This window comes from Novosphingobium sp. FW305-C-111, assembly GCF_058783565.1.
This window is the reverse complement of sequence record NZ_JBYSYP010000009.1, coordinates 1-24,314: the sequence shown is the minus strand read 5'-3', so window position 1 is coordinate 24,314 and position 24,314 is coordinate 1. Positions and strand designations below refer to the sequence as shown.

Sequence of the window (24,314 nt, the reverse complement as noted above, 5' to 3'; positions counted from 1 at the left end):
GTCGCAACAGGAGCAATCTTTTTTGCTGGCCGCAGCGCATCTTACCGCGATCATTCAGTCTTCGGACGACGCCATCGTCAGCAAGGACCTGGCGGGACGGGTGATTTCGTGGAATCCGGCGGCCGAGCGTATCTTCGGTTATGCCGAGGACGAGATGGTCGGCCGTTCGATCCGTGTGCTGATTCCCGATGACCGCCAGGACGAGGAAGACGACATCCTCGGCCGCATCTCGAATGGCGAGCGGGTCCCTTCGTTCGAAACCTGGCGACGCCGCAAGGACGGCAGCCTGATCCGGGTCGCGGTGACCGTCAGCCCGATCCATGACGCTTCGGGCCGGGTCATCGGCGCGAGCAAGATCGCCCGCGATGTATCCGAGCGCCACGCCACCGAGCAGGCACTGCACGACACCGAGGTGCGTTTTCGAATCCTCGCCGACAATATTTCCCAGCTCGCGTGGATTGCCGGGCCCGATGGCGGGCTGACCTGGTACAACCAGCGCTGGTATGATTACACCGGCACCGACTTTGCCGAAATGGCCGGATGGGGCTGGCAGAAGGTCCACCACCCCGACCACGTCCACCGCGTGACCGAGCGTTTTTCCGCCGCGATCGCCTCGGGCAGCGAATGGGAGGACACGTTCCCGCTGCGCCGCGCCGACGGCCAGTACCGCTGGTTCCTCAGCCGGGCCAAGGCCATCCGCAACAGGAACGGTGCCATCGACGCGTGGTTCGGGACAAACACCGACATCACCGAGCTGCTCGAGAAAGAAGAGCAGATCCGCGTCCTGATGATGGAGGTGAACCATCGCTCCAAGAACATGCTGGCGGTGGTCCAGGCGCTCGCTCGGCGCTCGGCCCAGCACGATCCGGAATTCCTTCAGCGCTTCGAGAAGCGCATCGGCAGCCTCGCCGCCAACCAGGACCTGCTGATCCGGCGCGGCTGGCAGGAAATCCCGGTGGAGGAACTGGTCGAGGCCCAGCTGGCGTTCCTTGGCCGCGAGTCGCGCGATCAGGTGAGCCTCACAGGCGTCGATTTCGAGCTCAGCCCGCGCTGCGCCGAGATCATCGGCATGGCGCTTCACGAACTCGCCACCAATGCCCTGAAATACGGCGCACTGTCGGTCCGCGACGGTTCGGTCACGATATCATGGGGCGAGACGACAGCCGGGCGTTTTACGGTCGAATGGAAGGAGCGCAATGGACCCGCAGTGCTTCCGCCCGAACGACCGGGCTTCGGCTCCACCCTCGTCCGCGAGATCCCCTCGCGCAGCCTCAAGGCCGACGTCGCCCTCGAATTCGCCGATGCCGGTGTGCGCTGGCGGCTGGAATGCGACAGCGAAACGGCGCGGTCGCTGGTTTAGGACCGGGGACTCCTATCCTAGCGCGGAAGCGGGCATCGGCTCTTCGGCCGCATGGCCCTTGGCCTCTGCGATAAGCCGGTTTTCGGCGCGGCCCATCGTCCAGTTCTTGCCGAGCCGGACCTTGTTGTTGGGCGCGCACCAGATCTCGCCGGTTTCGTCGATGGCCGTAACCCAGATGAGGTTATGCTCCTGGCCATAGTCGATCATGCCGATCGCATAGCCATCGCCCTTGCCGAGGACGTGGAGGGGAATTGTCGGGTTGAGCTGCGTAAACATAGCCGGGATAACGGGCGACGCCGCATCCCGGTTCCTTGCCTTTCAGTCGGTTGCCTTGCCCGCACCGCCTTCGAGCGCGGCAATCCGCGCCTTGAGCGCCTCGACTTCCTCGCGTGCGGTCGCGGCCATCTGCTTGACCGCGTCGAATTCCTCGCGGCTGACGAAGTCCATCCCGCCGAACACTTCCTTCGCCTTCTCGCGAGCCTGATCGGCGGCTTCGCGGCCCATGCCGGCGACAGTCCCGGCCGCGCTGTTGAGCAGCTTGACGAAGTCGGCAATCATCGGGTTTTCGCTCTGCATGGCGGACAGTCCTGCGTTGGGGTTCGTGGCCGCTTAAATGGTCACGGGGCGGCGATCGCGCAAGACGCTAGAGACGGATATGCACCTCCGCGCCGCCGGCGTTCAGGCTCTCCGCATTGGGATTGAGGCGGTCGAATTCCCAGTTGAGCACTGCGGCAAAGCAGCACCAGGCCAGATAGGGGATCAGCAGGGCTCCGGCGAGTGGCCGGACACGCCAGAACAGCACGGCGGTAATCGCTACGGCCACGATCAGCACGATGATCAAGTAGAGTGCGCTGGTGATCTGGTGCGCGGCGAAGAACAGCGGGCTCCACGCGAGATTGAGGATGAGCTGCACCACGAACACCGCAATCGCCACCCCGCGCCCGGGCGCACCGCGTGCGGCGATGACCATGGCCAGCGCCACCCCCATCATGACATAGAGTATCGACCAGACGATCCCGAATGCGGCCGGCGGCGGGAAGATGTCCGGCTTGATCAGGGCATCGAACCACGGATTGCCCGGGCCGCTGCCTCCGGCACGTCCCGAGAGGAATCCCAGCGCGAGCACCGCCGGCACCGTGAACAGGCACCAGCGCAGGAAGCTGGCGCGCAATTGGGCGGGAGAGGCGAGATAGCGCATCGAAATCCTTCGTGGCTTTTACCGGGAAACCGATTCCCGCAGCGGATATTGGCCGCGACTTGTTCCCGGCGCAATTGCGCATCCCCAGAGGTTGTTCCGGGATGGAGCAACACGTCGGTCCATCCCGGATCAGTCTCTGGTCGCCGCGATCAGAAATTCGATGTTGCCCTCGGGCCCGGTGATCGGGCTTTCGACGATGCCATCGACGACCCAGTACTCGCTCTCGAGCCACGCGCGGACTTCTTCGCAGACCCGCGCATGGAGCGCCGGATCGCGCACGACCCCTCCTTTCCCCACCTCGGCACGGCCGACTTCGAACTGGGGCTTGATCAGCGCGACGAGCCGAGTGGGACGGCCTGCGAGGCTCAAGGGGACCTCCAGCACCTTGCGCAGACTGATGAAGCTCGCATCGCACACGACCCACGTCGCCGGCCTGTCGATGTGCGCCGGGGTGAGGATTCGTGCACTGGTCTGCTCGAGCACGGTCACCCGCGAATCCTGCCGCAGCTTCCACGCGAGCTGGTTGGTGCCGGAATCCACCGCAAACACGTGCGTTGCGCCGTTCTGCAGCAACACGTCGGTGAAGCCTCCGGTCGAGCTGCCAATGTCCATGGCGGTCACCCCGGCCGGATCGAGCCCGAAGTGCGCGATCGCGTGCGCAAGCTTGATCCCGCCGCGCGAGACCCAGGGGTGGTCGCGGCCCCGCACATCCAGCTTCGCATCGGCGCGAACCTGTTGGCCCGCCTTGAGAATCTTTTCTTCACCAACGAATACCAGCCCGGCGAGGATGAGCGCCTGCGCGCGCGAGCGGCTTTCGGCCAGTCCGCGGTCGACGAGCAGTTGATCGACGCGGGTTTTACCGACGGAAGGACTCTTGCGGGAGACGGGCGGGGTTGAGGTCACGCGCGCTTCCTTTCATACCTTGCCGATGAAGATCAACCGTCCGGTCGTGTGCGCCTCGCTGCTTGTCCTGCTTTCGGCGTGTAGCGCGGAACGCACGATGCCGCCGCGGCCGGCGCCTACCCAGTCCGCTCCCGCTCCTTCGCCCCGGCCCTCGCCTGCACCTGCGCCAATCCAGGCACCCGCAGACTGGCGGGATGCGCCGCTCACGCCCGGGACATGGCGTTACGCCGCCGAAGGCTCGGCCACGGCCGCCAGGTTCATCTCGCCGGAAGGCGCAACGCTGTTTGCGCTCGCCTGTCACCGCGAGCGAGGGTCGGTCCTTTTGACACGGGCCGGAAAGGCCCCTGGGCCCGTCCCGGCAAGTCTCGTCACCACTTATGGCGCGCGCCCGTTCAGCATGAGCCCGGTCTCGCCGACCGATCCGACGCTCGACCTGTCGCTGCCGGCGCGCGATCCCGCTCTCGACGAAATGGCGTTCAGTCGCGGACGGATCGCGATCGAAGTGAACGGATTGCCGACGCTGTACCTGCCTGCGTGGGCGGAAATCGGCCGGGTGATCGAGGATTGTCGCTGAACCGCTGAGTCCTCCCAAATCACCGGGATCGCGGCGCGAAGCATCGAGTTTGACAGCAATAATTCCAATTACAAGACTTGTTGTTACGCAGGAGATGAATCATCTTCCATTCCAAGGCCGGCGAAGGGTCTTCGCCTCACCGGTCCAGCCGTTGAAAGTACGGCACTTTGGCTCAACAGCGCGAAAGGAGGTGATCCGATGTCTCATGGTTCAGCAGAGAGGTCGGTACAGTTCCGCGCGAGGCATTATCGCTGACTTTCCAGCCAAGCGATAAAGGCTTCGTGGGCGGCACTTCCTGGCCGCTGACCATGCGAAGGGCCGCACCCGGCAAGCCCCGGTGCGGCCCTTCACATTTTTGCGCTCTTCACACTTTTGTTTCACGACGCTTGCAATTGACGCAATAATCGTTCACGGGGCGCGTTCACTCATCCCCGGAAGGATTCGCACGATGGCGCTCGCCGACACCACGCCCAGCATCACCCGCCTGCCGCACCCGGCACCGGTGGCTGTGGCGGAGCGCGGTGCGTTGCTCGCCGACCCGGGCTTCGGCAAGGTCTTCACCGATCACATGGTCTCGATCGAGTGGGACGAGGGCCGTGGCTGGCACGATGCCACGATCGGTCCACGCGGCCCGATCGCCCTCGATCCCGCCGCTGCCGTGCTGCACTATGCGCAGGAAATCTTCGAAGGCCTGAAGGCCTATCGCCTTCCCGACGGGTCGATGGCGATGTTCCGGCCTGAAGCGAACGCTGCCCGCTTCAATGCCTCGGCCCGCCGCCTCGCCATGCCCGAGCTGCCGGAAGAGCTGTTCGTCGAATCCTGCGCCGAACTCGTTCGCACCGATGCCGACTGGTTTCCGACGGTCGAAGGTGGCTCGCTCTACCTGCGCCCGTTCATGTTCGCGAGCGAGGCTTTCCTGGGTGTCCGTCCCGCCAAGCAGTATCGCTATCTCGTGATTGCCAGCCCGGCCGGCAATTACTTCAAGTCGGGCGCGCCAGCAGTTTCGATCTGGGTCTCGGACTACACCCGCGCCGCACCGGGCGGGACCGGAGCGGCCAAGTGCGGCGGCAACTATGCCGCGAGCCTCGTCCCCACCGCCGAGGCGTTCGAGCGCGGTCATGACCAGGTCCTGTTCCTCGACGCCGCCGAGCACAAGTGGATCGAGGAACTGGGGGGCATGAACCTCTATTTCGTGTTCGACGACGGCACGCTGGTCACGCCGCCGCTGACCGGCACGATCCTGCCCGGCATCACCCGCGAAAGCCTGTTCCAACTCGCCCGCGACGAGGGGCTGACGGTCCGCGAGGAACGCTACAGCCTCGACCAGTGGCGCGCGGATGCGCAGTCCGGCCGTCTTGTCGAGGCTTTTGCTTGCGGCACCGCGGCGGTTGTCACCCCGGTGGGCAAGGTCGCCGGCCGTGACGGTGAGTTCATGATCGGCTCCGGCGGACCGGGTCAGCTCACCCAAAAGCTGCGCAGCAAGCTCGTCGCCATCCAGCGCGGCGAGGCGTCCGATCCGCACGGCTGGGTCAAGCGGATCTGACCAGGGCGGTAGGATCAGACTACCCCGCCTTTAGCAGTTCCGCCGCGCCCGGCCCTTCTTCCAGCAGGCCGATCACGCCCCGCTCGTACCGCGTCAGCCAGCGCGTCTGGCGCGGAAGGCGCAGGCCCTTGCGCCACTTCTCCTGGCTATCGACCAGCGCGAGGACGCCAGGGTGGACATAGCTCTTGCGGGCGATCGCAGGGGTGTTGCCGAGCCGGTCCGACACTTCGGCCAGAAGCTCCTTCAGCTTCAATTGTCCCTCTGCGCAGGCGACGAGCTCGAACGCGAGCGCGCTACCGTGCCAGGTGCGAAAGTGCTTTGCAGTGAAGTCTTCGCCCATCGTTTCGCGCAGGTAATCGTTGACGTCCGTCGAGGTCACCGGACAGGCCTCGCCACTGTCATCGAGGTACTGAAACAGGTGTTGCCCGGGCAGGTCCTGCATCTTCTTGACGAAGCGGGCGAGGCTGCGGTCGGTGATCTTCATCTCGCGCAGCTTGCCGGACTTGGCCTTGAACCGCAGGTGGAGCGCCTTGCCCTTCACTTCAGCGTGCTTCATCCGCAGCGTGGTCGCGCCGAAGCTCTGGTTGGCCTTCGCATATGCCTCGTTCCCCACCCGGATGCCGCCACTGTCGAGCAAGCGGACAACCGAAGCGATGGCGCGTTCGCTGGACAACTTCGGACTGGCGAGATCATCTTCCACCCGCCGCCGCACCAGTGGCAGCAGCCGCCCGAACCTCGTCGTGCAATCAAACTTCTCGCTTTCGCGCCACGTGCGAAAATCGGGGTGATAGCGGTATTGTTTGCGCCCCTTGGCATCGACCCCGGTCGCGAGGATGTGGCCATCAGGTGAGGGACAGAACCACGCGTCTTCGTAGGCCGGAGGCAGGCCGATGGCATTGAGCCGGTCGATCTCCTCCCGGTCGGTTACCCGGTTTCCTGCATGATCCCAGTATCCCCAGCCCTTCCCGGCACGACGACGGGTCAGGCCGGGCAGCGAATCGTCGATGAAGGCGAGGCGCTTTTTGCCGGCGCGGATCACTGTCTTGCTGTCCATGGGAGGCGAACCAGCAAACGGGCCTTGCGGTTCCGCCGGTTGAGTCACATCTCTCGCATCGAACGGCGCAACGGAGAACGGTGATGAGCGAATACCAGCCCCCGAAGGTCTGGACCTGGGACAAGGCCAACGGCGGGCAGTTCGCCAGCATCAACCGGCCTATCGCCGGCCCGACGCATGACAAGGAGCTCGCGGTCGGCAAGCACCCGCTGCAGCTCTACTCGCTCGCCACGCCCAACGGCCAGAAGGCGGCGATCCTGCTTGAGGAGCTGCTCGCCGCCGGGCACGCCGGAGCCGAATATGACGCTTGGCTGATCAACATTCGCGAGGGCGACCAGTTCTCCAGCGGGTTCGTCGCCGCTAACCCCAATTCCAAGATCCCGGCGCTGGTCGACCGCAGCGGCCCCGAGCCGATCCGGGTGTTCGAAAGCGGTGCGATCCTGCTCTACCTTGCCGAGAAGTTCGGCGCATTCATCCCCGCCGACACCAAGGGCCGCGCCGAGACGCTGAACTGGCTGATGTGGCAGATGGGCAGCGCGCCGTTCATCGGCGGCGGGTTCGGCCACTTCTATGCCTACGCGCCGGTCAAGATCGAGTACGCGATCGACCGATACGCGATGGAAACCAAGCGCCTGTTCGACGTCGCCGACCGGCGGCTGGACGAGACGCGCTTTCTTGCGGGCGACCAATACACCATCGCCGACATGGCCGTATTCCCGTGGTTCGCGGCGCTTTATCAGGGCAAGGCATACAACGACGCGGCGACGTTTCTCGACATGCCGGGCTACACCAATGTGGGTCGCTGGGTCGAAGAGATTGCCGCGCGCCCGGCGGTGGTACGCGGCTGCATGGTCAACCGCGTGACTGGCCCGCTGGAAGGACAACTGCGCGAGCGGCACGACGCCAGCGACTTTGACCTGCGCACGCAGGACAAGCTGGAGGCTGCCGGGGGGTGAGAAGCCTGGCGCGATTTCCGTTTGAAATCGCACTAGGCAACAGCGAAACCCCGGCTATAAGCCGCCCCGCTGCTGGGGCGTCGCCAAGTGGTAAGGCACCGGTTTTTGGTACCGGCATTCGCAGGTTCGAATCCTGCCGCCCCAGCCAGTTTCCCTACATCCGCGAATTTTGCGAAGTTTGTTCGTGTTGCGCACGAATGGTTTGCGTGCGCACTCGCGCGGGCGGCAGAGGGGAATCGACGATTCGAAGGAGCGGCCGGGCGAAGATGACAGCGCGGGCCGGTGTAGGACAGCGGTTTCCCCGGTCCTCGTCTTTTCCAAGCCGGGACAACCGCTTGCGTACCAGGACGCGCTGCGCCTAAGCTGTGCGGCGAGGATTGCCCGGGGGTGACTGCCATGCGCCGCATCGGTTTTTCGCTGGCGCTTGGAACCGCCCTGTTCGCGGCGACGCCGGCGTCCGCGCAATTCGGCCTGCCGCCCGAACCGCCCGCCATCGCCGAGGCCCGGGCCAAGGTCGATGCCGCTCCCTATTCGCAGCGCGCCGCGGCAGAGGCGAAAGTGCTCGCGCTGGTCGGCAAGACCTACGGCGAGAGCAGCCCGGAATATGCCCGCGAGCTTGAGAGTTACGCAAACGCCCTGACCATCAGTGATCGCCACGCCGAGGCCCTGAAAGCCATGGGCGATGCGATTAACGTTTGGGTCAAGGTCGACCCAGATCCTAAGTCCCTGACCGTGGGGTATGCTCGAAAATCCTACTCTGGCTACCTTCTGGGGGGTGGACAAAGGGAGAGGGCGGCCGAACAGCTTGGCCTGTTCATCGATGCGCTGACCGAAGAGGTCTGGCGCTGCGGCATGCGGGAGACACTGCCGCGGACACCCGACCTGTCGCCAACCACGATCGTCCTCGGATGCAGCGAAAATGACCAGGCGCTGTCTGAATACCTCGCCAGTTATGTCAGACTGATGCGCGATGTCGGCAAAGGGGGCGAGGGCTTCGCCAGGTTCACCGCCGTCCGAAATCGCTTCGAGGAACGCTGGCAAGGCTGCGAGGGCGACAAATGGGCGACCCGCTGCGACAAGGCCGCTGAAAATCGCCGCAAATTCCTCTACAACTACGCATCCGTGCTGGCCGACGAAGGTCACAAGGATGAGGCTTGGGCGATCTACCGCGACAATATCGTCCCTCGCCTCGAGCAACGCGAGAAGGCCGGCGCGGCTGGGGACAAGACGGGGGATAGCGACGATTATTTCCTGTTCGGCGAATTCGAGAAACTTGACGATGCCGCTGGCACCCTCCGTCCTTCCCAAAGGGTCGAATTGCGCATGCGGTGGCTCCCGATGTTTGCGGAATTGCCGGGTTTCGAAAGAGGCAAGCAGCCGCAGGCCGACTATTGGGACAAATCACTTCGTGACAGTATCGAGGGATTTTTCGCCGCCGTCGCGAAGGAAGCTGCGACTTCCGAACAGCGTGATGACGCTCTCAAGCTCCTCGCAGCGGTCAAGAGAAGCGACCTGGTATCCGCCGCAGACGACGCCGCCGCTCGAAAGGCACGCTGGGATGCGCTAGACAAGGAATTGGAGGCCGCGCCCTACTGGGACCATGCTGTCCGCGCCGGGATTATGCGATCAAAGGCAGAAATTGTAGCGGCCGAGAGCGGTACTGGCTCAAGCGAGCACAACAGCGCCCTTCTCGATGTGGCGAACGAACTCGCGGAAGGCAATGACGATGAGGCCGCCGAGGCGGCTTACCGACACGCAGCCGACGTTGCGAAGCAGGCGAATGGGCGAAGCAGTTTCATCACGCTGCACTCGGTCTCGTACCTGACAAGGTGGCTGCGCGAAAAAGGTAAAGAAGACGCGGCCGTTTCTATTTTGCAGGACACGCTCTCCGATGCTGGCAACGATCGAATGGCAGTCTACACCGACCCTGAAAGGGCTCGCTATCTCGCGAACGGGTTTATCGGAATAATCGACAGCGACGGCACGCTGAATCGCTTGCACGCAGACCTTGCCGACCTGATGCTGGACAGGGGTAATGCTGCTGCCGCACTCCCACACGCGCGCCACGCCGCAATCGGCAAGCGCGCATGGTTCGCCTCGTTCGGGTTCAGCCACAGGGCAGAGGACGACCTCGCTTTTGTTACGAATGATACCTTGCTCGGTGACACAAAGGACTTGAAGCGCTTCTCGCTGCTTTCGGCAGATGCGCTGTGGGAATCTGGAAAACGTGGTGATGCGGCGGCCGCGGAAGCCTTCACCGCCCTCCAAACCGCCCAGATGGGCTCGACCAGCAACGCGGTTGCCCGCGCCGCGGCGGCCCGCTTCGCCGAGCAAAAAGGTGCGACCACGCTTCTAGCCGAGCGGGCGAAAATCGATGAGGAATCAAGGACAATTTCAGATGCAGCGTTGACGGCCGACGATGTTGCCAAAACGCGACTTTACGACAGCCTCCGCCGCCTCGAACTGCGCCACGAGGAAATCGACGCCGAACTGCGCCGACTGACCCCCGGCTATTTCGAACTGGTCCGCCCCCAGCCGCTGACCGTCGAGCAGGCCCGTGCGCTGATGGCCCCGGACGAGGCGGTGCTGCTGGTCGTCCCGACCGCGCGGGGGACCCATGTCGTACTGGTGACCCGCGACGCGGTGACCTGGCAGCGCTCCGAGCTGACCGAGGCGCAGGTCACCCGCCACGCCCGCCGCCTGCTGTGGGACGCGGGCGCCAATGTCAGCGTCACCGAAGAAGAAAAGGCGCAGTGGTCGGCGGAAGGACAAGGCCTGTTCCCGTTCGACCGGACGACCGCCTTCACGCTGTACCAGGCGCTGGTCGCGCCGTTCGAGGCCCAGCTGAAAGGGCGCAAGTTCCTGTTCGTCGCCGCCGACGGGGCGCTGTCGTCGCTGCCGTTCGACCTGCTGGTCGCGGCGAAGCCCGAAGGCGCGGACGGCGACGCCGAGGCGCTGCGCAAGACGCAGTGGCTGGCAGACCGGCATGTCATGCTGCAGCTGCCCTCGCTCCAGTCGCTGCAACTGCTGCGCGCGGTGCCGGCTCCCAAGGCAGCGGGCACGCGGCCGCTGAGCCTGCTCGGCTTTGGTGATCCGGTGCTAGACGGCGACGTGGTCCAGCGCGGGGTTCGCGGGCGGACGCGCGGCGCGGGCGGCAACGAACCGCCCCCGGCGCTGCTGTTCTCGTCGGCGGGCGACACGCGCCTCGCCGACCCGGCAGAGCTGCGCAAGCTCGGCAAGCTGCCCGGCACCCAGCGCGAGCTGACCGCGATGCAGGAGGTTGTCGGCAAGGGCAATGCGCGGCTGTTCCTGGGACCGAAAGCGACCGAGCGGAACTTCAAGGCCGCGGACCTCACCAATGCCTCGGTCGTGTTCCTCGCCACCCACGGCCTGCTCGCGGGCGAAATCGAGAGCGTGGGCGAGCCGGGCCTCGTCCTCACCCCACCCGACAAGGCCACGCCCCAGGACGACGGGCTCCTGTCGGCGTCCGAGGTCGTGCGGCTGAAGCTGCAGGCCGACTGGGTGATCCTTTCGGCCTGCAACACCGCCGGCGGTGACGGCAGCGAGGGCGCGCCGGGGCTGTCCGGTCTTGCCCGCGCGTTCTTCTTCGCCGGGGCGCGCAGCCTGCTGGCCTCGCACTGGCCGGTGCGCGACGATGTCGCCGAAGTGCTGACGGTGCGGATCTTCGCGCTCCAGCGCGAGCATCCCGAATGGTCGCGCGCCGAGGCGCTGCAGGCGGCGGTGCGCGAGGTGCGGTTGGACCCGCGCGCCGACGAAGACATCGCGACCTGGGCCCACCCCAGCGCCTGGGCGCCGTTCAGCCTGATCGGCGACGTCGACCGGCGTTAGGGCAAATTCACATACGTTGGGTCGTCATTGCGAGGGGCGAAGCCTCGCGGCAATCCAATCTCCCGCATGGATGGCCTGGATTGCTTCTCTTCGCTCGCAATGACGCAGTGGTTTCATGTAACGTCATCAGAGTTCGGGGCACGATCTAGGCCAGGAACGCCTCGAGCGAGCGGACCGTCTGGTCTTTGTGGCTGAGCATGAACAGGTGGCCGCCGCCCTTGAACACCTCGAGCCGGCTGTTCGGGATGAGCGCCTTGAGGAACTTGCCGTTGGCGAGCGGCACGATGCTGTCCTCGTCGCCCATCATGATCAGCGTGTCTTTTTTCATAAAGGGGAGCGCGGGCGCGCTGGTCCAGCCGAGCATCGCGCCGAGCTGGTAGAGGTAACCGCGCGGGCTCGGCGGCTTGAGGCGGGAAATGTGATCGCTCTTCTCGCCGACCATGCCGCCGTAGAGCGTGCGGAAGTGCTTCGCCATGAAGTCCGCATCGACATAGCGGCGCGGGTTGGCCATCTTGCTGAGCGCGCCGAGCTTGCCCGGGACCATCAGCATCCCCGCGCTGGTCGCGACCAGCACCAGCTTGCGGACGTGCTTGCCGTGCTGGAGCGCGAAGTGCTGGGCCATCGCCCCGCCCCACGATACGCCCATGACGTCCACGGTCTCCGCGCCGAAGCGCAGGATCAGCTCGCGCGCGGTCCACGCCATCAGCGCCGGATTGTAGGGCACGACCGGATCGGGGCTTTCGCCCACCCCCGGCATGTCGAAGGTGATGAAGCGGCGGCCCTCGAGCGCCTCGGCCAGCGGCGAGACCGCCTCGATGTTCGCGCCGATGCCGTTGAAGAACAGGATTGGCGGGTGCTCGGATGGTTCGTCCCAGCGCCAGCGCGCGACCCGCAGGCTGCGGCCGAAGACGGTCTCCATCGAGAAGTCGGGGTGGTTATCGCTCACGAAAATCCTTTCACGCGTCCGGCAGGACATAAAGGCCGGGCGCGGCTTCCATCGGCGGGTGCGCCTTGCTGCCAAGCGCCTTGGGCGCGGCCTTTTTCGGCCCGGAGCGGCTTTGCAGCCATTCGAGCCAGAACGGCCACCAACTGCCGGCGACCTCCTCGGTTCCCTTGAGCCAGTCGTCCACCTCGGCCGGAGGCAGACCCGCAGCCTTCTGCCTGTAGAACTTTGCCTTGGGATTGCCCGGCGGGTTGAGGATCGCCTGCATGTGGCCCGACTGGCTGAGCACGAAGGTCACGTCCTTCGACCCGAACAGCTGGGTCGAGCGGTAGCACGCCCGCCACGGGGTGATGTGATCGGTCACCCCGCCGAGGATGAACAGGTCGCTGGTCACCTTCGAGAGGTCGATGCCGTGGCCGGCCATTTCGACCTCGCCCCGCTTCGTGAAGGCTAGCGTTTCGAAAATGGTCAGGAAGTCGCCCATCAGCGAGGCGGAAAGGTTGGTCGCGTCGGCATTCCAGAACAGGACGTCGAACGCCGGCGGGTCGTCGCCGAGCAGGTAGTTGTTGATGACGTAGTTCCAGATGAGGTCGTTGGGCCGCAGCCACGCGAACCCGCGGGCGAGCGAGTGGCCCTCGATCACCCCCTTCTTCGCCGCGCGCTGCTTGGCGAGCCTGAGCCCGTTCTCGGTCATCAGCGAGCCGGCCTCGATGTCGTTCTGCTTGGGATGGAGGACGCAGACCATCAGGGTGAGCGCGTTGATGCGGTCATCGTTCTCCGCCGCGAGCTTGCTGGCGAACACGCTGGCGGTCTGCCCGCCCGAGCAGGCGGCGACGACGTTGACCTTCTTCGACTTCGTGATCTCGCACACCGCGTCGAGCGCGCGGCTGCAGGCGGCGACATAGTCGGCCATGCCCCAGTGGCCGTGGTCCTTCGTCGGGTTGCGCCAGCTCATCACGAACGTCTGGATGCCGCCGTCGACGAGGTACTTGACCACCGACTTCTCGGGCGAGAGGTCGTTGATGTACATCTTGTTGATCTGCGGCGGGATCGTCAGCTGCGGGATCGCATGGACCTCGGCCGTCGTGGGGCCATACTGGACCAGCTCCATGATCTCGTCGCGGTAAACCACCCGGCCGGGCGTGGTGGCGATGTTCTCGCCCAGCCTGAACGGCTTCTTGTCCACCTGGCTGACCATGCCCTTGTTGTGGACCATGTCGTTGTAGGCGTTCTTGAGCCCCTTGATCAGCGACAGCCCGCCGCTGTCGATCAGCCGCTTCTGCGCGGTGGGGTTGCCGGCGAGGCTGTTGGTCGGCGAAAGGCTGTCGATGATGATCTGCGAGATGAAGTTCGCCCGGTCGCGCTCCAGCTCGTCGAGTTCCAGCTCCTCCAGCCACCCGCGCATGCCCTTCTGGATGGCGAGGTAGTACTGCGCGCCCGCCCGGAAGAACGGGTTGTAGCGCCACGCCGGGTCCATGAAGCGCTTGTCCTTGGGGTCGGGCGAAAGCTCCGACTTGCCGGTGAGGATCTTGACCACGTCCTCGCCGAAGCCCCTGGCGTGGCGCATCGTGCGCTTCGGGTCGCTGGCGGTCTCGCGCAGCAGGAGGGCGATCGCCCCGGTGAAATCCTCGCGCGCGAGACCGACGAGCGGCCCCAGCGCGGTGGTGAACTGGGCGGCCTCGTTCTCCAGGCCCGGTTGCTTCTTGCTCACGGCGCTCTCCCCCTCGGCCGCGCAGGGTGCGGTTCGCCCGTCATCTGGCTCCGCGCGCCGGAGCCCGGAAGGTTGCATATCGTTTCAACGGCGACAACCTGCCGGAGACGGAAGCGGTTGACCTAGCGGAAGGTGGTGCCAACGGTGCCGGTGGTGCCGTCGGTCGCGCTTCCGCTCATCAGCGGGGACGGGCCGGTGTACGGTGCAATGTTTCCCGTGAACGCGGGGTCGGAAAGCTTCGCAAAAGCGTCGAGCGCAAAGGCGACCGCGGCGTCGTCGAAATTCGCCGGATCGATGACCTCGCCCCCGAAATAGAAAAGCATGTCCTTGTAGTGGATCGTCTGGAGCCCCGAGTTGTAGGCGTTGTATTCGATCTTTACCGGCTCGAGCGTCGGGGTCGCAGCGAACAGGGCCGCGACGTTGTAACCGCCGACCTGCGGGATGTAGGCCTTCGGGTTGGCCTGAAACTTCTTGCGGTTGGCATCGTCGGCGAAAAGCCAGGTCGTCTTTCCGGTTTCCGCCGCCTCGGCCGAAAGGCCCTCGCGCCCGATCAGGGTCTTGCCGCCCCCGATGCGCGCGACCTCTGCCACCACCTCGCCCCCGGCAGCCGCTCCGGCCAGGTTGACGCTCTCGCTGAGCCTGTCGGTCCCGTCCATCTCCAGTTCGCGGGCGAGTTCGACGGGGTCGAGCCCGGACAGGGCCACGCCGTGGTCGTCCACCTGCCCCTTCCAACCAGGGCTCCCGGCGGTTCGCGCCGAGACGAGCTGCGCGGAAAGACCCGCGTACGCCGCCTCCAACCCGTCGCATTCTCCGCCGGGTCCGATCAACTGGCAGACCTGGTCCGCCATCCGCCTCAGCCCGGCGCGGTTGCTGTTATAGAACAGGATCCCCGGCGCGACCCCGGCCACTTGCAGGAGTCGCTCCGCGTCGGCGGCGATTTTCGCGGTATCGCGCCCCTCCCCGGGAGGGGAAGCCGCGGCATACTGGGCCCGCCATGTGATCGACTGGGCCGCGACCTCGACCAGGTTGGCCAAGGCGGCGTCAAGCTCGGTCGATCGCTTCTGCAAGCCCCCAATATCCCGGGCCGGCCGCTGGTTCTGTCCGAGCTCGAACTTGCGTCGGACGGGTTGCGGGGTCGGCTTTTCCGCCGGGCCGCGGTCGTCGAGAACCGACTCGAGCGACGCGAGGTAGGCATCGGTCGCCGACGCAAGCTCGGTCGCGGTGAGCACGCGCACGTAGGGCAAGGTGCTCTGGGCCGCATCGCTCGAGCGCAGCGCCTCTTCCGCGCCGCGCAGCCAATCGACATGGAACCATGTCAGCTCGTCCGTTCCTGTGTTGGGCAGTTCGAGATCGACAACGTGCTCCCGGAATTCGGCCGGGGTATAGAGCAGCGTCGCCGCATGCAGCCCTTGCAGCGCGGCGGACGAGGAATACTTGCCCGGGCAGTCGCAGGACCGTTCGAGTGACGCGGGTAGCCCGAGCAGGCCAAGCGGAAGCTCGGACGTGATTGGATTGACGAATTCCGACGCGGTCAGCCCGGCCGCCATGATCGTGGAAACAGGTCCGCGCCCGCGACGCTTCTGGTTGGCCAGCAACGCCGCTCTTGCGGCCTGTGCCTCGTCCCGGCTCGAACCGGTTTCAGTGAACTTGTCTGCCACCTCGCGCCACGAGAAATCCCGTGCCGCCTCTGCCGACCTGCCCGCGAGCGAGGCATAAGTGTTGCACACGACGGCCGTCATGGCCCGGTCGTCATTCTTCACCGGATACGGGGCGAAAGCGAGGCGGCGCAGTTGCTCGTCGGTCATCTGATCCGACTTCGGATCGTCGATGACCGGGACGGCCGGGAAATCGGGGCAGACGAAGTTGTCTGGCAGTGCCCGCTTGCGCATCACGTCAAGGTCTGGCGGACGGCGGAAGGGCTCGCCCGAGGCCTTCCAGCTTCCGGCATCGACCGCAGCGGTGAGGATGTCCTCCCAATCGCGCCCGAGGCGAAGGCGCGCGCGCTGCCCGGCGATTTCAACATCCGTATCCCTGGGGACCCGCCCTTCTGCCTGCGGGATCTCGGAGGCGGCCTCGGCCAGATACGAATCTGCTGCCGCGAAGTCGCCGGACAGTGCGGCGGCCCGGCCACGCGCAAGTGCGGCGCTGAGCCGGGCAGCCGCGCCCCAGTCGGTCTGCCCCTCGTCCTTCGCAACGGAATCGAAGGACTGCGCGATCGACCTCAGTCCGTTAATGTCCAAATCGAGGTAGGCATTGCGCGCCCGCAGAACCTCGCGCTGGTACCGGATCCGTCGGTGAGCGACGGGATCGATCTCCGCCAGCGAAGGGATCATGCGATCAGCGAAATCCATGCCCTTTTCGCTGGAAGCAGGGGCCATTCGCCCCGCATCGTCAATCATGTTGCGAGACACGCCAAGGACGACGTTTGCCGATCGGGTCGCGGCCTCGGCGAGGCGCACACGCTGCTGCTCCGCGCTGCGGACCGCGGCTTCGGCAAGGGCCTTTTCGCGCCGGGCCTGTTCGGACGCCCGCTTGGCCACCAGAATTTCCTGTTGCGCCTGTGCCGCCTTGCGCTCTGCATCGGCCTTCTGCCGCTTGGCTGCATCGACGTCCCGGCGCGCCGCGCCGAGGCGCGCGCTGGCCTCCGCCTCCTTCTGATCGGACTGCAGCTTGACCTTTTCCGCTTCTGCACGAGCTGCGAGCGCCTGGTTCTGGGCCGATACCAGGAACAGCCCCGAGGCCACCGCCAGCGCAAATATCGCCGCCGTCCCGCCGAGCAGCATCGCCCTGCGCCGCTTCGCCCGCCGCTCGCTTCGCGCCAGGAAGGCCGCCGCGTCGTCGAAGCCGCCGCCGTACCGCTCGGCCCAGCCGGCCTGCGGGGCGTGGCGTTTCCACCAGGCTTGGCGGTCGAGCAGGTCGACGCCCTGAAGCACGCCGCGGCGCCCTTCCTCGGTCCGGCTGCGCAGCAGTTCCTGCCAGCCGCGTCCCGCGTCGGCCTCGTCGCGGATCCAGCCGCGCAGGAGGTCCCACTGGCGGATGATGCTTTCGTGGCTGATGTCGATTTCGGTCTGCGGGCCCAGCTCCTCTCCCGGATCCGGGGTGAGCATGGAGACGCCGTCCACGCGGAATCGGTCGATCACCGGCACGAGTGCGGCGACGTCCGTGCCAGCTTCGCGGGCGATTTCCTCCAGACGGCGCGGCCGGCGCACGGCTGAGGTCTCGGCAGAACCGCGGGCTACGCTGGGCTGGTCGGTGATCGCGCGGAACAGCCGTTCCGCGAGCAGCGCGTCATCGGGATCGTCGCCGAGCACTTCGTTGGCATGCTGCGTCAGCGCTCCGCGCAGGCCCCCGACCGCATGATAATCCTCAAGGGTCAGGATGACCGGCCCGCTTCCGCCAGCGTCTGCGCGGCGAACAACGGCCCGCGCCCACAGCCAGTTGAGCACATGCTGCATCAACGGCAGCTGGTCGGCGCGGCGGGCGATCAGGTCCGCCTGCCGCATGTCGGAGTCGGCCTGGGTCTCGGGGCCAGATGTCTCGTCTGCCGCGTTGTCGAATGCGGCCATCGAGTTCATGTCGTTGAGCAGGCTGTTGACCAGTCGCGGATCAAGCTCGAGTCCGGGCCGCCCGAACGCCGGGCCGGTGATCGCGATCTCGCATTCGGCCCGGGTCATCCGCGGGGTCAGGCTCAGCGAGCGGTTGATCGTTTCGGCGAACCCGTCGAACAGCGAGCAGCCGCCGAGGAATTCCGATCGCATGGTCAGGACCACGTAGATCGGTGCTTCGACGTTCGTGGCCGTCACCAGCAAGAGGTCGACGAAGGTCTCGACCTCGTCCCGCTCGCGCGGCGAGGAGTAGCCGAACAGCTCTTCGAACTGGTCGACCAGCAGAAGGAGGTTGTCGTCCGGGTGGCGCGGGCGCTCCTTCCACCACCGGGCGAGGCTCATCGGATCGCGGCGCAGTTCAGCCTCGCGTGCGGAGACCTGCTCGTCCGAGAACTCGATCAGCGTGTCCGAAGCATCCTCGTACCCGTCGAGGGCATGGCCGCTGCGCAGCGCTTCCTCCGCCAGCGTCGCCTTGGCGAGCGCGCGGTAGGGCCTGCACCGGGGGTGCTGGATGTCGATGAAGGTCCAGCGTGAGCCGGCCCTGCGGGCAAGCCCCGCCTCGAGATGCGGGAACAGGCCGGAGCGGACGAGCGACGACTTGCCGCTTCCGGAGGGGCCGAGAACGGCCAGGAACCGCTGGTTCTGAAGGGTTTCGGCCATGCCGTCGAGGCAGCGGTCGCGGCCGAAGAACAGCAGGGATTCATGCTTCTTGAACGGACGCAGCCCGGGATAGGGCGCGATCCCGTCGTCATCGTGCGGGAGGGTGAAGGCGGGGCCGGCCATCCCCTAACCCCCGCCGCGACAGACTACGGAACCGACCCACCGGGCGAAGGCTTCGGGGTCCCACTGCTGGCTGAGATCCAGCTCGGTCATGTTGGCACCGCCGACGAAACCGAGCCGCTTGGGCGGCGGCGGGGCATAGACCGCAACCTGGCCCATCAGCGGCTTGCCGTTGTTCGACGCGGCGCGCTCGCGGTGCGCCGCGCCGACCCGCGCCGTCAGCCAGCGTGGGCTGACCTGCCCCTGCACAAAGGCGATCGCGTCGGCATCCGCCCAGTTGGCGCGGGACTGCTCGTTGACCTCGCTGTCGTCCAGGATCGCCATGCAATCCAGCTCGTTGCAGGCGCGGACGAGGTCGGCGGCGAGTTCGAAATCTTCCGGATCGGCGTTGATCACGACCATCCCGCCGGCGCCGGCAGACTGTCGCGCGCTAGGGGTCGCCGGCGGCTTGACCTTGTCGATGATCGCCTTGGCCAGTTCGGGAACGGCACTGCCGTTGCGCGCCTGGAGCAGCATGTCGCGGTACGCCCCGTCCCCGATCCGCTGCGGGTCGAGCCAGTCGGGCAGCCACAGCAGCATCGGCTTGCCACTTTGCGAGGCGATCCGGAACTGGATGTCGGTCGGGCTCGCATCGAGGCTGCCGGGCTGGCACTTGCGGGGGCCGAGCAGGTGGACATAGACTTGCGCGGCGTCGAGCATCCGCGAAAACTCGGCAGCGAAGCCTTCCGTGTTGCTGGCCCGTATCGACGAGGCTGCGGCCACCGGCACGCCCTGGCTGCGCAAGTACGCCGCCACGGCATCGTGCTCTTCCGACACGTCGGGGTGGGACATGGCCATGACCACGCCGGCGGCGAGCGCGGAGCCTTCGGCAGCGGCTCCCGCCGGAGCCAACCGGTCGATTGCGGCACTTCGCAGCTGGATCAGCCTGTCGCGGATATCCTTGGCGAAGGACTTGAGCGTCAGGCGGAAGGCGGTCGAATTCTGCTCGAGCACCAGAGGCACTTCCTTGGGCCCATGAGTCTCGAAAAATTTCACCCGCAGGTTATCGGGGAGCGCGCGCGGAAAGCTGACCTCCCCGTCCGGCGGCTCGATTTCGGCGACGATGATCCGGGTCGGGTCGGTAAACCGCTTGAGGAATTCCTCCAGCTCGCGGTTGCACCACTCGCTCTTGGCCCAGTTGGGGGAAAGGACAATCACCAGGATGGCGCTGTCGCGGACTTCCTGGAGAATGCATTCGATCGTGTTGAAGGCCTTCTGTTCGACCTGGTCGAAGAACACATGCAGCTTGCCGAGGATGCCGCTTTCGACTTCGTGAACGAGCTTCTGCTTGAACTGGTTGATCCAGCCGTCGTCGAGGTATTTCGCGTCGTGATGCGAATAGCTGACGAACAGGTCCCACTTGTAGCCGGGCAAATACCCCATTGCCGTTCCCCAGGGGGATCGGATCGTTCCGTCGCCCAGCCCCCCGGTGTGGATTAGCGATCAGCCGAGCCGCCGTGTCAACACCTTATGGCGGCCGCTTGCTGCGGTTTCCGTAGCGGAATCGAAAGACCCGCCGCGCGAGGGGATCGCGCGGCGGGTCAGGCTTTCCTCCCCAGGAAAGTCGGTTCGACCGTCAGCGCCCCATGGCGCTGCCGAGCCGGTGATAGAGGTTCGAGAACTTCACCGATTCCGGCGAATCCTCGTGGGCCTTGAGGTAATAGACCACGGCCTCGCGGATCAGCTTGAAGTCCTCGTTGGAGAGGACTGCGCGGGCGCGGGCCGGTTCGGCTCCCTTGGCTTCAGTCATGGTAGTCTCCTTTCCTCGGTCTTCGGGGCGTGATGCCGCGAAACTGGGTGCTGCCGCCGCCGTCAGGCCGCGAACTGGTTCATCGTGTTGTGCGCGCCGCCCGCCTTGAGCGCGGCCTCGCCGGCGAAGTATTCCTTGTGATCGTCGCCGATGTCGGAGCCGGCCATGTTCTGGTGCTTCACGCAGGCGATGCCCTGGCGGATCTCCTCGCGCTGGACTTGCTTGACGTAGCCGAGCATCCCCTCTTCGCCGAAGTAGCGCTTGGCGAGGTTGTCGGTCGAAAGCGCCGCGGTGTGGTAGGTCGGCAGCGTGATGAGGTGGTGGAAGATCCCCGCCTCGCGCGCCGCATCGCGCTGGAACGTGCGGATGCGCTCGTCGGCCTCCACGCCCAGCTCGGTGCCGTCGTAGTCAACGCTCATCAGCTTCGCGCGGTCATAGGCCGAAAGGTCGCGCCCTTCCGCTTCCCAGGCGTCGTAAACCTGCTGGCGGAAGTTCAGCGTCCAGTTGAAGCTGGGCGAGTTGTTGTAGACGAGCTTGGCGTTCGGGATGACCTCGCGGATGCGGCTGACCATGCCGCCGATCTGGCCGATGTGCGGCTTTTCGGTTTCGATCCACAGCAAGTCCGCGCCGTTCTGGAGCGCATGGATGCAATCGAGCACGCAGCGGTCCTCGCCGGTTCCGGGGCGGAACTGGTAGAGGTTGCTGGGCAGGCGCTTCGGGCGCAGCAGCTTGCCGTCGCGGCTGATCAGGACTTCGCCGTGGCCGACTTCGGTCACTTCCTCGCAGTCGAGGAAGCTGTTGTACTGGTCGCCGATGTCGCCCGCCTCGCGGGTATAGGCGATCTGCTTGGTCAGCCCCGCGCCCAGCGAGTCGGTGCGGGCGACGATCACGCCGTCGTCGACGCCGAGCTCCATGAAGGCATAGCGGACCGCGCGGATCTTCGCGATGAAGTCCTCGTGCGGCACGGTGACCTTGCCGTCCTGGTGGCCGCACTGCTTTTCGTCGGAGACCTGGTTCTCGATCTGGATGCAGCACGCGCCCGCCTCGATGAACTTCTTGGCGAGGAGGTAGGTCGCCTCGGCATTGCCGAAGCCGGCGTCGATGTCGGCGACGATCGGCACGACGTGAGTCTGGAACTCGTCGATCTGGTGGAGCAGGCGGTGGGTGTTGACCGCGTCCCCGGCCGCCTTCGCCGCGTCGAGCTCGCGGAACAGCCCGCCGAGTTCACGCGCATCGGCCTGGCGCAGGAAGGTGTAGAGCTCCTCGATCAGCGCCGGGACGCTGGTCTTCTCGTGCATCGACTGGTCGGGCAGCGGGCCGAACTCGCTGCGCAGCGCCGCGACCATCCAGCCGGAGAGGTAAAGGTAGCGGCCCTTGGTCGAGCCGAAGTGCTTCTTGATCGAGATCATCTTCTGCTGGCCGATGAAGCCGTGCCAGCAGCCGAGCGACTGGGTGTAGTTCGCCGGGTCGAGGTCGTACGCGGCCATGTCGGCGCGCATGATCTTCGCGGTGTACTTGGCGATGTCGAGCCCGGTCTTGAAGCGGTTCTGCAGGCGCATGCGGGCGACCGACTCGGCGTCGATCCCGTCCCAGTTCCGCTCCTGGGCGATCGTGCCCTGCGCTTCGGTGATGGTCTGCGAGTAGGTCATTGCCTGAGTCCCTGAAAGGTTGTTTCGTGGAACCGCAAATGCCCCCGTTGGTGCCCGCCGGAAACCGCCCGCGAGGTCGTGCTGTAAAACTTTACAGAAAATGCTTGTAAAGTTGTACAGGTGTGACAGGACACGGCCATGAAGGCCCCCCGCCCCCTCTACCTCGGCCCGCGCCTGCGCCGGCTGCGCCGCGAACTGGGGCTGACCCAGCAGGCGATGGCGGCCGACCTTGCGGTCTCGCCCAGCTATGTCGCGCTGCTCGAACGCAACCAGCGCCCGCTCACCGCCGACCTGCTGCTGCGCCTCGCGCGGACTTACAAGCTCGACATCGCCGACCTCGCGGCGGACGATTCCGAAAGCTACGCCAAGCGGCTCGGCGACGTGCTGCGCGATCCGATCTTCGCCGATATCGACCTCCCCGCGCTCGAGGTGTCGGACCTCGCCACCAGCTTTCCGGGGGTAAGCGAGGCGCTGCTCCGCCTCCACGGCGCCTATGTGCGCGAGCAGCAGGCGCTCGCCGAGCGCAGCGAGGGCGGCGACGAGGGGCCGAGCGATCCCGTCGCCGAGGCCCGCCGCTTCGTCGCCCGCGCCCGCAACCACTTCCCCGAACTGGAGGCCGCGGCCGAGCGGATCGGCGCGGAGATCGCCGAGCGGGGGAGCCCGGTCCAGTGGCTGAACGCGCGCGGCACCAAGGTCCGCTTCATGCCGGCGGACGTGCTGATGGGCTCGATGCGGCGGTACGACCGGCACAACGAGCAGGTGCTGATCGACGACACGCTGAACGCCGAAAGCCGCGCCTACCAGGTCGCGCTGCAGATCGCCTACATCGCCTTCCGCAGCCAGATCTCCTCGCTGATCCGCGGTGCCGGGCTATCGAGCCAGACCGCGGTCGAGCTCGTCCGCCGCGCCCTCGCCGCCTATGGCGCGGCGGCGCTGCTGATGCCCTACGACCGCTTCGCCCGCGCGGTGGAGAGCCGGCACTACGACATCGAGGCGCTTGGCCGCCTGTTCGGCACCAGCTTCGAGCAGACCGCCCACCGCCTGACCACGCTCGGCCGCCCGGGGCAGGAGCGCATTCCGTTCTTCTTCATCCGCGTCGACCAGGCCGGCAACGTCTCCAAGCGGCTCGACGGCGCGGGCTTCCCCTTCGCCGCGCACGGCGGTGGCTGCCCGCTGTGGAGCGTCCACACCGTGTTTCGCAATCCGCGGCAGGTGACGACGCAGTGGCTGGAGCTACCCGACGGCCAGCGCTTCTTCTCGATCGCCCGCACGGTGAGCGCGGGCGGCGGCGGCTGGGGCCGGCCCAAGGTCCTGCGCGCCGTGGCGCTCGCCTGCGCCGCCGAGCACGCGCCCAACACGATCTACGCCCGCGGGATCGACCCGGCCACCGTCGAGGCCACCCCCATCGGCGTCACCTGCCGCCTCTGCCACCGCGCCCAATGCACCGCCCGCGCCGTGCCGCCGATCGGGCGCGAGATTCTGCCGGATGATTACAGGCGGAGCGCGGAGCCGTTTGCGTTTGATGAGGGGTGAGTGACCCTAAACCGCTCGTGCTGAGCAAACGCTGCTTCGCGGAAAACTAATCTGATATTAGCAAGCACATTTCGGACCCATAGCCTCCATTCGAGCTGGCAAAGATGGACAGGAAGAGAACTTTCGTCATTTCGGCTGTTATGGCGCTTTCCTTGGTGAGCTGCGGCGTAGATAGCCGCGAACATCAAGCATCCCCGTCGCAGGATGCAGCGCTTGTTGAAAAGATCGAGCAGCAAGTGTTTACCCGCAAGGCTGATCTCGATTTGCGGCGCTATGTCCGCCTTTACAGTCATGATGGCCCTGACAACGTCAATGGGACCTATTTTTACGAAGGGATCGGCGGATTGCCGTCGAAGTGGAGAAGTGGGAAGCGCTACTGGGTTGAGCCGAACGCAATCCCGATAGTGTCTGATGGCGGCTGCGCAGTGATTAACGTGCTATATAATATCCCGAGCGAAACGCTTGTATTCGTATCTTGCAATGGTGATGCATAGTCGTTGCGGTCGCTCCAGAAATACTCCCGGATCACCACCCCCTCGCTGGTCCTCCGAACAGGAGCGGACTCACGCCCAAACCGCCCGTGCTGAGCCTGTCGAAGCACAGTCTTTTTCGCGGGCGCGGCGGAAGGGGAAGTACGGTCCTTCGACAGGCTCAGGACGAACGGGGTTGGGTTGGCCTTTTTTTAAGTGCCGCTCGCCGGAATGGCTCCTTCGAGCCGGATTTGGCCGACACCGGTCTTTCCGGATACGCCAACATTGCGGACATTAGGAACGCCGCTACCGTACAGCACTGTCAATCGGCGTGCAAACGGGACCCCCTATCGGCGCGCAAAAGGGACCCCCTTTCACGATGGCGCAAGGTTGATCG

The 24,314-nt window shown here is 65.8% G+C and carries 18 protein-coding genes and 1 tRNA gene; 8 read left to right on the top strand and 11 right to left on the bottom strand.

The window, feature by feature from the left end; genetic code table 11:
* Positions 1 to 22: 22 nt before the first annotated feature.
* Positions 23 to 1,360, top strand: a complete 1,338-nt coding sequence (locus AC3WLD_RS11590; protein ID WP_492557118.1) for a PAS domain S-box protein — start codon at positions 23 to 25, stop codon at positions 1,358 to 1,360.
* Between the two features lie 12 nt (positions 1,361 to 1,372).
* Here AC3WLD_RS11590 and AC3WLD_RS11585 read toward each other — a convergent pair whose 3' ends face one another.
* From AC3WLD_RS11585 to AC3WLD_RS11570, 4 genes are all read right to left on the bottom strand, one after another.
* Complete coding sequence (locus tag AC3WLD_RS11585) at positions 1,373 to 1,636, bottom strand: hypothetical protein (RefSeq protein WP_492557117.1); 264 nt, start codon at positions 1,634 to 1,636, stop codon at positions 1,373 to 1,375.
* 42 nt (positions 1,637 to 1,678) lie between these two features.
* Entirely contained in the window at positions 1,679 to 1,936 is a 258-nt protein-coding gene (locus AC3WLD_RS11580; protein WP_492557116.1) for an accessory factor UbiK family protein, read from the bottom strand.
* A gap of 67 nt (positions 1,937 to 2,003) precedes the next feature.
* Complete coding sequence (locus AC3WLD_RS11575; RefSeq protein WP_492557115.1) at positions 2,004 to 2,558, bottom strand: TspO/MBR family protein; 555 nt, start codon at positions 2,556 to 2,558, stop codon at positions 2,004 to 2,006.
* A 129-nt stretch (positions 2,559 to 2,687) separates the two neighbouring features.
* Positions 2,688 to 3,461, bottom strand: a complete 774-nt coding sequence (locus tag AC3WLD_RS11570; RefSeq protein ID WP_492557114.1) for a TlyA family RNA methyltransferase — start codon at positions 3,459 to 3,461, stop codon at positions 2,688 to 2,690.
* A 25-nt stretch (positions 3,462 to 3,486) separates the two neighbouring features.
* Here AC3WLD_RS11570 and AC3WLD_RS11565 point away from each other — a divergent pair, with 25 nt between their 5' ends.
* Both AC3WLD_RS11565 and AC3WLD_RS11560 read left to right on the top strand, forming a co-directional pair.
* Positions 3,487 to 4,035, top strand: a complete 549-nt coding sequence (locus tag AC3WLD_RS11565) for a hypothetical protein (RefSeq protein WP_492557113.1) — start codon at positions 3,487 to 3,489, stop codon at positions 4,033 to 4,035.
* 448 nt (positions 4,036 to 4,483) lie between these two features.
* On the top strand, positions 4,484 to 5,578 hold the full coding sequence (locus AC3WLD_RS11560) for a branched-chain amino acid aminotransferase (protein WP_492557112.1): 1,095 nt from the start codon (positions 4,484 to 4,486) through the stop codon (positions 5,576 to 5,578).
* Between the two features lie 19 nt (positions 5,579 to 5,597).
* Here the strand turns inward: AC3WLD_RS11560 and AC3WLD_RS11555 are convergent, their stop codons facing one another.
* On the bottom strand, positions 5,598 to 6,632 hold the full coding sequence (locus AC3WLD_RS11555) for a DNA topoisomerase IB (RefSeq protein WP_492557111.1): 1,035 nt from the start codon (positions 6,630 to 6,632) through the stop codon (positions 5,598 to 5,600).
* 83 nt (positions 6,633 to 6,715) lie between these two features.
* Here AC3WLD_RS11555 and yghU point away from each other — a divergent pair, with 83 nt between their 5' ends.
* The 3 genes from yghU to AC3WLD_RS11540 all read left to right on the top strand — a co-directional run bounded on the left by yghU (position 6,716) and on the right by AC3WLD_RS11540 (position 11,437).
* The gene (yghU, locus tag AC3WLD_RS11550; protein ID WP_492557110.1) at positions 6,716 to 7,588 is read left to right on the top strand and encodes a glutathione-dependent disulfide-bond oxidoreductase; all 873 of its coding nucleotides are present in this window, start codon (positions 6,716 to 6,718) and stop codon (positions 7,586 to 7,588) included.
* Positions 7,589 to 7,661: 73 nt separating this feature from the next.
* Positions 7,662 to 7,736, top strand: a tRNA-Gln gene (locus AC3WLD_RS11545).
* A 248-nt stretch (positions 7,737 to 7,984) separates the two neighbouring features.
* Complete coding sequence (locus tag AC3WLD_RS11540) at positions 7,985 to 11,437, top strand: CHAT domain-containing protein (protein WP_492557253.1); 3,453 nt, start codon at positions 7,985 to 7,987, stop codon at positions 11,435 to 11,437.
* Between the two features lie 145 nt (positions 11,438 to 11,582).
* Here AC3WLD_RS11540 and AC3WLD_RS11535 read toward each other — a convergent pair whose 3' ends face one another.
* The 6 genes from AC3WLD_RS11535 to AC3WLD_RS11510 all read right to left on the bottom strand — a co-directional run bounded on the left by AC3WLD_RS11535 (position 11,583) and on the right by AC3WLD_RS11510 (position 21,914).
* A complete protein-coding gene (locus AC3WLD_RS11535; protein WP_492557109.1) occupies positions 11,583 to 12,383 on the bottom strand; it encodes an alpha/beta fold hydrolase in 801 nt (266 codons plus the stop codon).
* Between the two features lie 10 nt (positions 12,384 to 12,393).
* Positions 12,394 to 14,091, bottom strand: a complete 1,698-nt coding sequence (locus AC3WLD_RS11530) for a PHA/PHB synthase family protein (RefSeq protein ID WP_492557108.1) — start codon at positions 14,089 to 14,091, stop codon at positions 12,394 to 12,396.
* Positions 14,092 to 14,213: 122 nt separating this feature from the next.
* Positions 14,214 to 18,479, bottom strand: a complete 4,266-nt coding sequence (locus AC3WLD_RS11525) for an nSTAND1 domain-containing NTPase (RefSeq protein WP_492557107.1) — start codon at positions 18,477 to 18,479, stop codon at positions 14,214 to 14,216.
* Between the two features lie 3 nt (positions 18,480 to 18,482).
* Positions 18,483 to 19,898, bottom strand: a complete 1,416-nt coding sequence (locus AC3WLD_RS11520) for a TIR domain-containing protein (protein ID WP_492557106.1) — start codon at positions 19,896 to 19,898, stop codon at positions 18,483 to 18,485.
* Between the two features lie 193 nt (positions 19,899 to 20,091).
* Positions 20,092 to 20,265, bottom strand: a complete 174-nt coding sequence (locus tag AC3WLD_RS11515) for a hypothetical protein (RefSeq protein WP_492557105.1) — start codon at positions 20,263 to 20,265, stop codon at positions 20,092 to 20,094.
* Positions 20,266 to 20,327: 62 nt separating this feature from the next.
* Positions 20,328 to 21,914 carry an isocitrate lyase gene (locus AC3WLD_RS11510; protein WP_492557104.1) on the bottom strand — a complete coding sequence of 529 codons (1,587 nt, stop codon included), beginning with the start codon at positions 21,912 to 21,914 and terminating at the stop codon, positions 20,328 to 20,330.
* Between the two features lie 138 nt (positions 21,915 to 22,052).
* On the opposite strand from AC3WLD_RS11510, the gene AC3WLD_RS11505 reads away from it, so the two are divergent.
* Both AC3WLD_RS11505 and AC3WLD_RS11500 read left to right on the top strand, forming a co-directional pair.
* Positions 22,053 to 23,447, top strand: a complete 1,395-nt coding sequence (locus AC3WLD_RS11505; protein WP_492557103.1) for a helix-turn-helix domain-containing protein — start codon at positions 22,053 to 22,055, stop codon at positions 23,445 to 23,447.
* A 104-nt stretch (positions 23,448 to 23,551) separates the two neighbouring features.
* Entirely contained in the window at positions 23,552 to 23,941 is a 390-nt protein-coding gene (locus AC3WLD_RS11500; RefSeq protein ID WP_492557102.1) for a hypothetical protein, read from the top strand.
* The last annotated feature ends 373 nt before the right edge of the window (positions 23,942 to 24,314 follow it).

Bases quoted from the DNA above. Each gene is read 5' to 3' on its own strand.
- AC3WLD_RS11585 (WP_492557117.1), bottom strand. From the start codon at position 1,636: ATGTTTACGCAGCTCAACCCGACAATTCCCCTCCACGTCCTCGGCAAG.
- AC3WLD_RS11510 (WP_492557104.1), bottom strand. From the start codon at position 21,914: ATGACCTACTCGCAGACCATCACCGAAGCGCAGGGCACGATCGCCCAG.
- AC3WLD_RS11580 (WP_492557116.1), bottom strand. From the start codon at position 1,936: ATGCAGAGCGAAAACCCGATGATTGCCGACTTCGTCAAGCTGCTCAAC.
- AC3WLD_RS11555 (WP_492557111.1), bottom strand. From the start codon at position 6,632: ATGGACAGCAAGACAGTGATCCGCGCCGGCAAAAAGCGCCTCGCCTTC.
- AC3WLD_RS11525 (WP_492557107.1), bottom strand. From the start codon at position 18,479: ATGGCCGGCCCCGCCTTCACCCTCCCGCACGATGACGACGGGATCGCG.
- AC3WLD_RS11540 (WP_492557253.1), top strand. From the start codon at position 7,985: ATGCGCCGCATCGGTTTTTCGCTGGCGCTTGGAACCGCCCTGTTCGCG.
- AC3WLD_RS11520 (WP_492557106.1), bottom strand. From the start codon at position 19,898: ATGGGGTATTTGCCCGGCTACAAGTGGGACCTGTTCGTCAGCTATTCG.
- AC3WLD_RS11565 (WP_492557113.1), top strand. From the start codon at position 3,487: ATGAAGATCAACCGTCCGGTCGTGTGCGCCTCGCTGCTTGTCCTGCTT.
- AC3WLD_RS11505 (WP_492557103.1), top strand. From the start codon at position 22,053: ATGAAGGCCCCCCGCCCCCTCTACCTCGGCCCGCGCCTGCGCCGGCTG.
- yghU (WP_492557110.1), top strand. From the start codon at position 6,716: ATGAGCGAATACCAGCCCCCGAAGGTCTGGACCTGGGACAAGGCCAAC.
- AC3WLD_RS11560 (WP_492557112.1), top strand. From the start codon at position 4,484: ATGGCGCTCGCCGACACCACGCCCAGCATCACCCGCCTGCCGCACCCG.
- AC3WLD_RS11515 (WP_492557105.1), bottom strand. From the start codon at position 20,265: ATGACTGAAGCCAAGGGAGCCGAACCGGCCCGCGCCCGCGCAGTCCTC.
- AC3WLD_RS11500 (WP_492557102.1), top strand. From the start codon at position 23,552: ATGGACAGGAAGAGAACTTTCGTCATTTCGGCTGTTATGGCGCTTTCC.
- AC3WLD_RS11575 (WP_492557115.1), bottom strand. From the start codon at position 2,558: ATGCGCTATCTCGCCTCTCCCGCCCAATTGCGCGCCAGCTTCCTGCGC.